8 protein-coding genes are annotated in these 12,026 nt (G+C 66.2%); 3 read left to right on the top strand and 5 right to left on the bottom strand.

From position 1 onward, the window contains the following. Positions 1 to 175 precede the first annotated feature (175 nt). Positions 176 to 826, top strand: coding sequence for a three-Cys-motif partner protein TcmP (tcmP, locus tag WDM24_RS41910; protein WP_338829867.1), 651 nt, complete (start codon positions 176 to 178; stop codon positions 824 to 826). A 527-nt stretch (positions 827 to 1,353) separates the two neighbouring features. Here tcmP and WDM24_RS41905 read toward each other — a convergent pair. The 5 genes from WDM24_RS41905 to WDM24_RS41885 form a co-directional block, all read right to left on the bottom strand. Further along, entirely contained in the window at positions 1,354 to 1,734 is a 381-nt protein-coding gene (locus tag WDM24_RS41905) for a hypothetical protein (protein ID WP_338829866.1), read from the bottom strand. A gap of 202 nt (positions 1,735 to 1,936) precedes the next feature. Next, positions 1,937 to 2,257, bottom strand: coding sequence for a thioredoxin (gene trxA / locus WDM24_RS41900; RefSeq protein WP_016847387.1), 321 nt, complete (start codon positions 2,255 to 2,257; stop codon positions 1,937 to 1,939). Between the two features lie 114 nt (positions 2,258 to 2,371). Beyond that, positions 2,372 to 5,848, bottom strand: coding sequence for a double-strand break repair helicase AddA (gene addA, locus WDM24_RS41895; RefSeq protein ID WP_338829864.1), 3,477 nt, complete (start codon positions 5,846 to 5,848; stop codon positions 2,372 to 2,374). Beyond that, positions 5,842 to 8,988, bottom strand: a complete 3,147-nt coding sequence (addB, locus tag WDM24_RS41890; RefSeq protein ID WP_338829863.1) for a double-strand break repair protein AddB — start codon at positions 8,986 to 8,988, stop codon at positions 5,842 to 5,844. The genes addA and addB overlap by 7 nt, the downstream gene beginning before the upstream one ends. Positions 8,989 to 9,068: 80 nt before the next feature. After that, positions 9,069 to 9,989 (bottom strand): LysR family transcriptional regulator, encoded by a 921-nt coding sequence (locus WDM24_RS41885; protein WP_338829862.1) that lies wholly within the window; start codon positions 9,987 to 9,989, stop codon positions 9,069 to 9,071. A gap of 102 nt (positions 9,990 to 10,091) precedes the next feature. Here WDM24_RS41885 and WDM24_RS41880 point away from each other — a divergent pair, with 102 nt between their 5' ends. After that, positions 10,092 to 11,006: a hypothetical protein gene (locus tag WDM24_RS41880; protein WP_338829861.1), complete on the top strand. Its 915-nt coding sequence runs from the start codon at positions 10,092 to 10,094 to the stop codon at positions 11,004 to 11,006. Beyond that, on the top strand, positions 11,003 to 12,016 hold the full coding sequence (locus WDM24_RS41875; RefSeq protein ID WP_338829860.1) for a DUF2891 domain-containing protein: 1,014 nt from the start codon (positions 11,003 to 11,005) through the stop codon (positions 12,014 to 12,016). The genes WDM24_RS41880 and WDM24_RS41875 overlap by 4 nt, the downstream gene beginning before the upstream one ends. Positions 12,017 to 12,026 lie beyond the last annotated feature (10 nt).

Below are 12,026 nucleotides of genomic sequence, written 5' to 3'. Positions count from 1 at the left end.
TCGGCCGATCCGGTTTAAATCGCCGGAACGACCGATATGGACGGAGAACAAGGCCAAGCTGATTGAACGGTACTTGTACTACTTCGTGATGATTACGAAGCACGGTGCCTATATCGATGGATTCTCGGGGCCTCAATATCCAGACAAGGAGAATGCCTAGGCCGCGAAGCTAGTCTTGGAATCTCGACCGCCGTTTCTGCGAAAATTTTGGTTGTGTGAGCAGAATAAGGAAAAGCTTCCCGCTCTCCACGATCTCGCAGCTGTTCGCAAAGAGAAAAATCGCACGATCAAGGTTGTGCCGGGGGACTTCAACGCGAACTTGGCCGGCATCCTCGGTAGCGGTGCGATCACTGAGCGCATGGCAACATTCTGCCTACTCGATCAGCATACCTTTGAGTGCGAATGGAAGTCACTGCAGATGCTCGCAGGGCACAAAACAGGCAACAAGATCGAGTTATTTTACTTTCTCGCCACTGGGTGGCTCGATCGAGCCATCGCCGCGACCACTCGGAACGTCGAAGTGCTCGAGCGATGGTGGGGCGGCAAGGATTGGAAAAAGCTGCTCGGGATGCGGTCGTTCGACCGCGCCCAAATGTTCGCCGGCCGCATCAAAGCCGAGTTCGGCTATAAGCACGTCCACGCTTGGCCGATTTACGATAAGGAGGAAGGGTCGCGCCGAGTGATGTACCACATGATCCACGCATCCGATCATGATGAAGCGCCCAAGTTGATGAGCCGGGCTTATCGCAAAGCGAACGAGCCGAAGGAAGATCTAGCCGATGCTCAACGAGAGCTATTTGGATCTGAAAGCTTTCACAAGCGCTGAGCAGCGGCATGACGCTCGAGGTTAATCATAGCGCAGGAGAGGGGATTACTGTCCCATATCCACCTCTTGTCGATGGAATTCGCAACAATCGCGGGTTTGTTGACACGAGGGGGAGGTCAGATCTCGCGTCAGGGATTGCCGAAGGTATTCAGTCGGAGGCGTTGCGGAACTGTTTGATCAAAATATCCGAGGAAAACATGTACTTTTCCCTCGGGTGCGATCTTGGCGATCATCGAGAAGCGGATGGCCCGGTGGCGCAGAGGCATGTCGCAGGGGGGTACCTTCAAGTTGCCGCAATCAAATATGCGCAGGCCACTACAAGCCAGTTCGATGCGTTCGGGTTCGCAATCGCCGACGCGTTAGAGCCGCTGTCTAAGAAGCAGTTCTGGATGCTCGATTTTGAAGGCGAGTACGTGAACTTTCAATTGCCGAACGAGCCACAAATCCAGGCACCATCGATGCGAATATGGTTTCATGCAAGGGCACGGGACCTGAGGCGGGCAGTCGCTGCAAGAGAAACCCTGATTTCAACTATAACTACCGTATTGCACTCGCGACCGGTCCTGTCGACAATCGGTTATTAGGGCGATCTGCTGTCCGCCTGAAAGCCGGCAATGCCCGGGATCCTTTGCGTATCCTTCCTCGGCGGCAGCTCGCCCACGAGCTGCCCATAGTTGATATTCGGGTGACTGAAGAACATCATCTGTAGCTCCAGCTTCGTAGCGAGCCGCGCGAACATTTTCCGCAATCAGGTGCAATCCGCTGCACTTTCTGTCCACAACTGCCGCGGCTTCTACAATCTCGGCGAAGAAAAATTCGTCCTGGAAAAATCGCTTTACTTCAGCTTCCCCCGCGAAAGCCCCTGAGGACGTCACAACCGCAAACAACGCCAAAGCGATGGATTTCATCGCGGCCTCATCCCAACTACCTTGGCCGCCCACTCGATCTGGGCATCCTTGCGTCCGCGGTACAACTGTGTCCGGATTACGCGGAGCCTGTCGTCGGGCGCGCGTTCGCGCGACCCGTTGGCTCCATCCGGGCTACGAAGCGCCCAAACAAAACGGCCGGCTTATCGCCGGCCGTTCCGCAAATCAGCAAATTCAAAGCGGATCAGACCGCAGCGGTGATCCACTGCTGCAGCTTGGCCTTCGGAGCGGCGCCGACCTGACGGGACGCCATCTCGCCGCCCTTGAAGATCATCAGGGTCGGGATCGACATCACGCCATATTTCGACGCGGTCTTCGGGCTCTCGTCGACGTTGAGCTTCACGATCTTGACCTTGTCGCCCATCGCGCCGGAGATCTCATCGAGAGCGGGCGCAATCATGCGGCAGGGGCCGCACCACTCGGCCCAGAAGTCGACGACCACCGGCCCGGTCGCCTTGAGCACTTCGGCTTCGAAATCGGCGTCAGAAACCTTGCCAACGGCCATCGGAATACCTCGTTCGGTTGAGACAAAAGGGCGGTTGAGAATCGCGCCCGGGAGCATCGGGCAAACCTATGAACGCCCCCTTGCCGGGTCAAGCTCGCTCACGCCGACATGATCTTATGCCAGCCCGGCGTCCAGCGCGGGGGCGGAAATCTCCATGATTTCAGGTGTTTCGGTCCAAAGCAGTGCCGCCCTTATGGGCAGCTGGGGATAAAGCCTGGCGAGCACCGCGCGGTAGAGCGCGAGCTGCCGGACATAGCCCCGCGGGGCCTCGGCGGCGGTCTTCGGCGGGGCGTGGTTGGTCTTGAAATCGACGATCAGGACGTCATTTGGCGTCACCACCAGCCGGTCGATCTGGCCCGAAACCAGCGCCTTCGGCTGGCCGGGCCGCTCCAGCCGCCCGACGATCGAGACCTCCGCGCGGCTGCCGGGCGCGAACACGGCGGCGAAGCGCGGATCGGCGATCAGGCCGAGCACCTGCTCCGCGAGCGCGGCTTGCTCCGCCTCGCTCCAGCCATCGGCATTGCGCGCGAGATAGCCGAGCGCGGCCGTGCGCCGCCGCTCGCTGGCGACGTCGGGCAGCGACTGCAACAGGCGATGCACCAGCGTGCCGCGCTGCAGGGCGCGGGCGCGCAGCAGCACCGATTCGCCGGTTCGTATCGGATGGCTGTCGTCATCAGCCGGATCGGACGGGCGCAGCACGCCCGCGGCGGAAGCTTCGGGTGCGGCCGCAGTCCGCAGCCAGGACGGCAGCGCGACCGGCGCCGCGGCCGTTGCCGCAGCAGCACCCGTGAGATCGGCGACGTCGTCGGGCCGCGAATAGCGCGTCACCTTGCCGGCCTGCGTCTCGATCTCCTCGAGCTTGAGCCCGGCATTGGCGAGCCCCTTGGTGATCAGATCGTACCAGGAGGATTTCCGCACCGTGTTCATGTTGCCCGGCATGCAGCCGCCGACGATCAGCCGGTCGGCCGCACGCGTCATCGCGACATAGAGCAGGCGGCGATATTCGTCCTCGGTGTCGCCGAGCATCGCCCTGCGCGCATCGGCGACGCCGGGCGGATCCTCGGCCTTCTTGCCGGCCCACACCACGACGCCGGGTGCGTTCGGCGCGGCGTTGCCCTGCGGCAGATGGATCAGCCGTAGCCGCTGCGTGTCCGACGGCGAGGTCGTGGTGTCGACCAGGAACACCACCGATGCCTCGAGGCCCTTGGCGCCGTGCACGGTCATGACGCGGACCTCGTCGCGCGAAATCTCCATGTCGCGCTTCACCTCGGTGTCGGCGGCGCGCAGCCAGGCGACAAAGCCCTGCAGCGAGGCCGGCGCCTTGCGCTCATAGCTCAGCGCGAGCTCGAGGAATTCGTCGAGCGCGTCATTGGCCTCGTGGCCGAGCCGGCGCAGGATGCGCGCCCGCCCGCCATCGCCGCCGAGCAGCCAAGCGTAGAACGCGAATGGCGTCTCCTGGGTGAAGCGGCGTTCGCATTGCTCGAGGCGGCGCAGTGCGGACGACAATCGCTCGTCGGCCGGGGCTTGCGCGGCCAGCGCCTCGCGCAGCGAGCCGCGGCGCTGGTACGCCAGCTTGAACAGGTCGTCGTCATCGACGCCGAACAGCGGGCTCTTCAGCGCCACCGCGAGCGCGAGATCGTCCTGCGGCAGCAGCAGCGCGTCGGCGAGGTTCATCAGGTCGATGATCGCGATGTGCTCGGTCAGCTTCAGCCGGTCGGCGCCGGCGACCGGGATGTTGGCGTGCTTCAGCGCCTGGATCACAGCGTCGAAGGCGTTACCGCGCCGCCGCACCAGGATCAGCATGTCGCCATAGCGCAACGGCCGCCGCCCGCCTTCGCTGCCGGTCATGGTGCCGCTGGTGACCAGACGCTTGATCTCGGCCTGGATGCGCCGCGCAAGCTTCACCTCGGGGCTCGTCACCGAGACGCCGTCGAACGGCGCACGCCAACCCTCGATGTCCTGGCGGTCATCGGCAACAGCGAGATCCCAGAGCTCGATCAGGCTGGGACCGGCGTCGGCCATCGCATTGTGGATCGGATAGCCGTTCTCGACCGCATGAATGCTGCGGAAGATCTCCTGCTCGCGAAACACATGGTCGACCGAATGCAGGATCACCGGTCCGGAGCGGAAGGAATAGGTGAACGACACCGGATCGAATTTCAGCCCGGCCTCCTCGAACCGCCGCTTCAGCTCGCGCCGCCGCAGGTCGAATTCGCGGGGTGCGGCGCCCTGGAACGAGAAGATCGACTGCTTCTCGTCGCCGACCGCGAACACGGTGCGCACGAGGCCGTCGCGCGCGCCGGCGCCGGAGGTGAATTCCGAGATGATGTGGGCGACGATGTCCCATTGCCGCGGGCTGGTGTCCTGCGCCTCGTCGATCAGCACGTGATCGACGCCGCGGTCGAGCTTGTAATGCACCCAGCCCGAGGAGACGCGGTCGAGCATCGCCAGCGTCTTGTCGATCAGATCGTCATAGTCGAGCAGGCCGCGTTCCAGCTTCTCGCGTCGGTAATGCGCGGCGGCCGCGGTCGCGATGTGGATCAGCGCCTCGGTGCGGTCGCGCGCGACCACGGCGCGGCGGCGCTCGATCAGCGGACCGAGACGGTCGACCTCCGCCTCGAACCGGTGGCCCGCGACAGCATTCTTCTTGATGAAGTTATTGGTGATGACAGACGCGCGCGGCGCGCGGTCATCGGTCAGGAAGACGCCGAGATATTCGTCGACCTGGGCTGCACCGGTGAAATTCAGCGCGCTCCGCAGCCGCTCGGCCTGCTTCTGATCCGCCTTGCTGCTGGTGTCGAGAAGCGTCGCCATCTCCCGCCAGCCCGACCGCGGCAGGTTCGGTCCGTCGACGATCTCGCGCTCGACATCCTCGATGCGATCGTCGGCGGAGACGCCAAGCGCCGCCGACATCTGCGCGGCGGCGGCCGCGGCGCTGCCGGCGGCATCGGTCCAGGCCATGAAATGATCGCGGCTGAGACAGGCCTCGCGCACCACATCCTTGAAGGTGACGTCGGCCGCACTGGCCATCGCCGTCATCAGCGCGCGGCCGATCGGGCTGTCGGGGTTGCGCGACGCTTCGAGGAACACCGCGAGATTGGCGCGCTCCATCATCTCGTTCTGGTCGCGGTCGTCGAGCACGGCAAAGCGCGCCGGTACGTTGGCCTCGAACGGAAACTGCTGCAGCAGGCGGGTGCACAGCGCGTGGATGGTCTGCACCTTCAACCCGCCAGGCGTCTCCAGCGCGCAAGCAAACAGTTTTCGGGCCTCGCGCCGCAGCGTGGCGGATGGATGCGCGATGCCGGCCTCGCGGATCGCGGCATCGAGCGCGGTGTCGTCGAGCGTCACCCAATGCCCGAGCGTCGTGAACACGCGCTCGGCCATGTTGGCCGCGGCGGCCTTGGTGAAGGTGATGCAGAGGATCTTTTCCGGCGGCACGCCTGACAGCAGCAGGCGGATCACGCGCTGGACCAGTACATGCGTCTTGCCCGAGCCGGCATTGGCCGACACGAAGGTCGACGCCTTCGGATCGGAGGCGCGCGCCTGCGCGTCGCGCACCGCTGATGGAATGGGGCGGGGCGCCTTCACCATTCCTCGATCCCCAGTCCGCCGGCCGCGGACCATTCCTTGATGCGCGCGAGGTCGTCATAGGCGCCGTAGCGGTTCGCCCACATCGAGAGATTCAGCGAGGTGTAGGCCTGCTGCTCGTCGTCGAACGCACGGATCAAGGCTTCCAGCTTGCGCCGCGCGCTGTCGGCGGCTTCATCGGGCGGTTGCGGTGTGTCGTTGGTCTTGATCTTCAGTTCCAGCGAACGCTGCTCGCCCGGCGGGTTGTTGCCGCTGAGCCTGACATAAACGAGGTCGCCGACCGAGGAGCCGGCCGGAATCTCGGCAAAGCCGCCCTCGCGCAGGATCGCGGCCTCCAGCGTCAGCTGCGGTGACAGGCCCATGCGCACCTGCTTGCCGGTCGGCGGCTGGCCGGTCTTGTAGTCGAGGATCGCAAAGCTGCCGTCGTCGCGCCGCTCGATGCGGTCGGCGCGCGCGGAGAGCACGAACGTCCTCGCGTCGTCGAGGGGAATGCCGATCTCGCCGCGGATCTCTGCCTTGATTGCGTCGATACCACCGCGCCGGGCCTGCTCCCATTCGGCAAACCAGGCCGCGATGCGCTGGAAGCGCGGCCACCACAGCGCGCGTGCCTCGGGCCGCTCCATCAGCGGCGCAAAATATTTAGCCCCGATCTCGCGCAGGGTGCGCATGGTGTCGGCGGGCAGCGCGTCGGCATAGACCTGCGTAAACTCGCCGAGCGCCTCGTGGATCGCCGAGCCGCGATCGGCCGCCGACAGCGGCATGTCGACGGGATCGAGGGGATCGAGCCGTAGGATATAGCGCGCGTAGATCGTGTAGGGATCGCGCAGCCAGTCCTCGATCGCGGTAACAGACATTTTCAGCGGCCGCGCCTCGCGCGGCGGCCGCGGTTCCGGCTGCGGGATCGGCTCGACCTTGTCGGGCCGGTCGAGCTCGGCGGCATATTGCACGTAGGTTTCGCCGGCCGAGGTTGCTGCCTTCCAGCGCGCTTCGCCTGCAACAGCTTCCAGCCGATGCAGGAAGCGCGAAGCAACCGCCGGCGCGCCGCCGACCTTGGCGGCGTGGGTGAGGATCACCTCGTCATGGCCGAGCAGCTGCGCAAAGTCGTGTGCGGAGAGGCCGATGCGCCGCTCGGGGAGATCGAGCCCGAGCTCATGCCGCATCGGCCGGCTCAGCCAGGGGTCGATCCGCGGCGCCGGCGGCCAGACGCCCTCGACCAGACCACCGAGGATGACGCGATCCGACTCGGTGAGGCGCGCCTCGAGCTGGCCGTAGATATTGAGCTGCGCGCGCGCCGATTCCGGCCGCCGCACCATGCGGTCGGCAAACGCGGTCTGGAACACCTCGGGATAATCGGCGAGCGGCGTCATCAGCCCGCTCGGCTGCTGCTTGGCGAGCAGCTCGTCGAAGGCGGACGCCAGCGACGCACCGGCGCGCTCCTCGAATACGACGGCAACGCCGTTCTGGTCGGCCGACAGCGCGATCAGCGCCTCGCGGTGGCGCGCTGCCAGCTCGGCGAAATCGTAGGGCCTTGATGAGGCCATACCTTCGAGCAGCGCCAGTGCCACCTGAAGTTTCTCGATCAGGGCCTGTGCCTGATCGAGGTCGCGGTCCCGCAACCGCGCGCGGGGCTCCATCTTGTGCAGCGACGAGGTCTCGCCGCCGTGCAGCTTGACGAGCTCGGCGCGGAAGCGCGCGAAGTCGCGCGCCAGTCCACTGGTCCCGGCTTGCGGCCGCGTGCCGCGCAACAGCGCGATCTCCAGCACCTCGATCGCGCGTTTCAGCGCGCCATGAGCGCCGCCGAGCCGGAACAGCGGATGCTTGAGCAGCGCGAGCAATGTCGGCGGCTCCAGCCCCTTGGCCGCGGCCTCGGCGGTGAGGCGGGCGAACACGCCGGCCGGCGTTTCCATCAGCGCATCGCCGCCGGAATCGTCGAATTCGAGCTTCCAGCGCGTCAGCGAGGCCATCACGCGCCGTGCCAGCGCGCGATCCGGCGTCACCAGGGCGGCCGATTTGCCGAGATGCCGCGCCTCGCGCATCGCGACCGCGATCGCCAGCGCTTCCATCTCCGGATTGGGCGCCTCGACCACGGTGAGGTTGGTCATCCCGGCGGAAATCCGCGCGATGATCTCGGGCCGCTCCAGCCGGTCGTGCCACTGCGCGGTCGCCGTCGACGGGCGCATCGTCTCCGACACCAGCACCTCGCGTCCCTGTGGCGCCGGCTGAGCAAGGCTCTCGACATCGCGGCGCTTGATGCCGAAGCGGTCGAGCAGCGCGTGCATCGCGAATTGCGGGTGGTTCGACGAGGGCGGCGTGACGAACCTGCCGTCGTCGCCACGTTCGCCGCCGATCGTGTCCCAGGACTCCTCGTCGAGATCGGTGTCGAGTCCCGGAAGCACCACCGCGCCGTTCGGAAGCTTCGCCACCGCGTGGAGGAATTTTGCCGTCGCCGGCATCGAGCCGGTCGAACCGGCCGCGATCACCGGGCCGGCGTGATGCGCGGTGAGCCGAGCAGCCTCTGCCTCGATCAGCAGATCGCGGCGCGCCGCCGGCTCGATCCGTGCGATCTCCTTGAGGTAGTTCGGCCAGGCGTCGCGCGCGATGCGCAGGAAGTCGAGCGAGTGCTGCCAGTATTTGTCGAGCTGGTCCGGCACCAGGCGGTCGAGCTCGCGCCAGTCGACGCCGCGCGTCACCATGTCGTCCATCAGCCGCGCCAGGTCGCCGGCGAGCTGCAGCGTCGAGGCAGGACCGCCGACCACCAGCGGCGCCGACACCGGCGTCTTCGCCCAGGCCGCGACCAGATGCGCCAATGTCAGCCGGCGCTCGAGCTCGCCGAGCCTTGGCGGGATCTCCAGCGGCGCGGCGCCGCCGACGTCGTCGCCTTGATCGGCGAAGGCGAGCTCGTCCTCATCGATCTCGCCCAGCGCGACGATGCGCGGCAGCACCGCGGCGTCGGAATCGAGCACATCGAGGAAGATTTCGCGCGCCAGCCGTCCGGCGCGGCGGGTCGGCAGATAGAGCGTGGCGTTGGCAAGCCTTGCCGGGTCATTGCGCGCCGTAAATCCCGCGACCAACCGTCCCTCGACCAGCGCCGAGATGACGGTGCGCAGGAACGGCGCAGAGACGGGAACGCTGAAAACGCGCATGAGCTACCTGATTCGGATCAGGCGCCAATATAGGGAGCGGCGGCCGTCGTTAGCCACCCCTGTGGATCAACCGTCACCGCTCAATATCGCAGTCGTTCGGCGCAGCGGTCGACGGCATCCAGGAACCAGCGCAGCGCCGGATCCTGGGCGGCACGGCTTGTATGGATCAGGTCGATTGCGAAGGCCGGGATGTCGGTCGGCGGCGTGACCACGGCAACATCGGCGAGATGCGTGAAGCGCCGGGCGACGCGCTCGGACATCGTGGCGATGAGATCGGTGCCCGCCACGGCGAAGGGAACGGCCACCACATGCGCAAGCGTCACCGCCACCCGCCGCTTCAAACCGCGGCGCGCCAGCAGCGCGTCGATCACGCTCGGCAGGCCGTCGCCGCCGGCCGCCGAGAACAGCGCGTGCGGCAGGGTCGCATAATCGTCCAGGCTCAGGCGCTCCGATCGGCCCGCGCGGACCGCATCGCGGATGCAGACGAAGCGCTCCTCGAACAGCCGGTGCCTGATACAGCGCGGCGAGTCCGGCAGGTGGCCGCCGATCAGCGCATCGAGTTCGCCACGCTCGAGCTTCGCCAAGGCCGCCGTCGCGTCGGTCAGCGGGCGCACGGCGAGGTCGATGTGAGGTGCTTCCAAGCGCAGCAAACGCGTCAGTTCCGGCACCACAACGAGATCGCCATAGTCGGTCGCGGCGATGGTGATGCGCCTGCGCGCGGTGGCCGGATCGAAGGCCAGATCGGGCGCCAGCGCGCTCCTGACCTGCCGCAGCGCCTCGCCGATCGGTCCGGCCAGCGCCAGCGCCTTTTCGGTCGGCTGCATGCCCGCGCCGGCGCGCAGGAATAGTTCATCCGCAAACAGCGCCCGCAGCCGCCGCAACGCGCTGCTCATCGACGGCTGGGCCAGCCCAATGCGCTCAGCCGCGCGGGTGACGTGGCGCTCCTCCATCAGCGCCTCGAAGGCGACCAGCAGGTTGAGATCGACGGCGGTTAAATTCATGAAAACAATAATGCTTATAACAACAATCGATTTCAACAATGATCTGGCCGGGCCTATTGTCGTCCAGACATGACGATGAGGCGGAAGGGATTGGGGCGATCATTGGCGAAACTCGTGCCGCGCGGGCCGACATTGCTGATCATCGGTGTCCTGGCCGGGCTGGTTTTCCCTGCCTTGGCGGCCGGCGTGCGCCCGCTGATGGCGGCGGCGATCTTCGTCCTGGTGCTCGGCACCTTTCTCCAGGTCGACGGCGCGGCGTTCCGGCGCGCGCTGCGGCGCCCGCTGGTCTGGCTGCTGTTGCCGGCGCTCGCGATGCTGGCCTGTCCGCTTGCGGTCGGTTTCGCGGCGCGCGGCGCCGGACTTCGGACGGAGCTGATCGTTGCGCTGGTGCTGTCGGTGTGCGCTCCGCCGTCGAGCGGCACGGCGGCGGTCGCGCGCATGCTCGGCTTCGACGCGACCGTTCCGCTTGCGGTGACGCTGCTGTCGATGGCGCTGGCGCCGGTCACGGTGCCGTTGATTGCTGCGGGATTTACTGATCTCGCGCTCGATCCGCTGGCGCTCGCCACACGATTGGCGCTGCTGGTCGGTGGCGCCGGCGCGCTGGCGCTGCTGCTTCGCCATCAGGCCGGCGCGCAATTGGAGCAGCATGCGGGCGTCATCGACGCGCTCGTGCTCGCCTCGCTGCTGCTGTTCGCGATTGCCACCATGGCCGGGGTACGTGCGCAGATCGAGGCGCAGCCGCTCGCCGCGCTCACCTGCGTCGGCCTTGCCTTCGCCTGCAATCTCGCCCTGCAAGCGCTTGGCGCGCTGCTCACGCCGGGCAATCTGGCCGCGCGGCTGACCAGCGGCCTCGTTCTCGGCAACCGCAATGTCGGACTGGTCTGGTCGGCGATGGGCGCGGCGGTGTCGCCGATGACGGCGTTGTTCTTCGCGGCCACACAGTTTCCGATCTATATGACGCCGCGCCTGATCGAGATGCTCGTCCGGCGCGAGCGAAAGGAGAATGCCTCACCATGAGCGAAACGATCCTGACCGAAGATCTTGCCGTCCGTTTCGCCCGCATCGCGCTAGGCCATGTCGGCCGCGAATATCCGAACAAGCCGGATCATGTGCTGGCCGGGCCGCAGGATGCGCGCACGCCGCGCGAGCTGCATCCGGTGTTCTTCGGCAGCTGTGACTGGCATTCCTGCGTCCACAGCTACTGGATGCTCGCGCGGCTGTTGCGGCGTTATCCGGCATTCGAAGCCGCGGATGATATCCGCGCTCTGTTCGACGCGCAGTTCGTTGCGGAAAAGGTCGCGGCCGAATGCGCCTATCTCGCGGCTCCGACCGCGCGCGGCTTCAAGCGTCCCTATGGCTGGGGCTGGCTGTTGAAGCTCGCGGCGGAGCTCTCATCGCTCGACGACATCAGGTGGCGCGAGCAGATCGCGCCGCTTGCCGAGATATTCGCACAGCGCTTTCGCGATTTCCTGCCGCTCTCCACGTATCCGGTGCGGGTCGGCACGCACTTCAACACCGCGTTCGGGCTTCGCATGGCCGCTGACTACGCCACCGCGATGCACGACGATGCGTTCGGCGCGCTGTTACGCCACACCGCACTGCGCTGGTACGGAGCCGATCAGGATTGTCCCGCCTGGGGCGAGCCGAGCGGCGACGACTTCCAGTCTTCCGCGCTGATCGAAGCCGAATGCATGCGCCGGCTGCTCTCGCCCGCCGACTTCCTGCCCTGGTTCGACCGCTTCCTGCCGCGGCTCCTGCAACACGAGCCGGCAACCTTGTTCCGGCCCGCCACTGTCACCGATCGCACCGACGGCAAGCTTGCGCATCTCGATGGGCTCAATCTCAGCCGCGCATGGTGTTGGCGGGCGCTGGCCGGCGCGTTGCCGGAGGCCGATGCGCGTCGTCCGATCCTGCAGGATGCCGCGCGGCGCCATCTCGACGCCGGCCTGCCGCATATCGCCAGCGACTATATGGGCGAACATTGGCTGGCGAGTTTTGCGGTGCTCGCGATCGATGCCGATGACTGACGGCGGCGTC

Origin of the sequence: Bradyrhizobium sp. 27S5 (assembly GCF_037217225.1) — a bacterium.
In the GTDB taxonomy this organism is placed as follows: domain Bacteria; phylum Pseudomonadota; class Alphaproteobacteria; order Rhizobiales; family Xanthobacteraceae; genus Bradyrhizobium; species Bradyrhizobium septentrionale.
The sequence above is the reverse complement of the archived record's forward strand: the minus strand, read 5'-3'. Positions and strand labels throughout refer to the sequence as shown.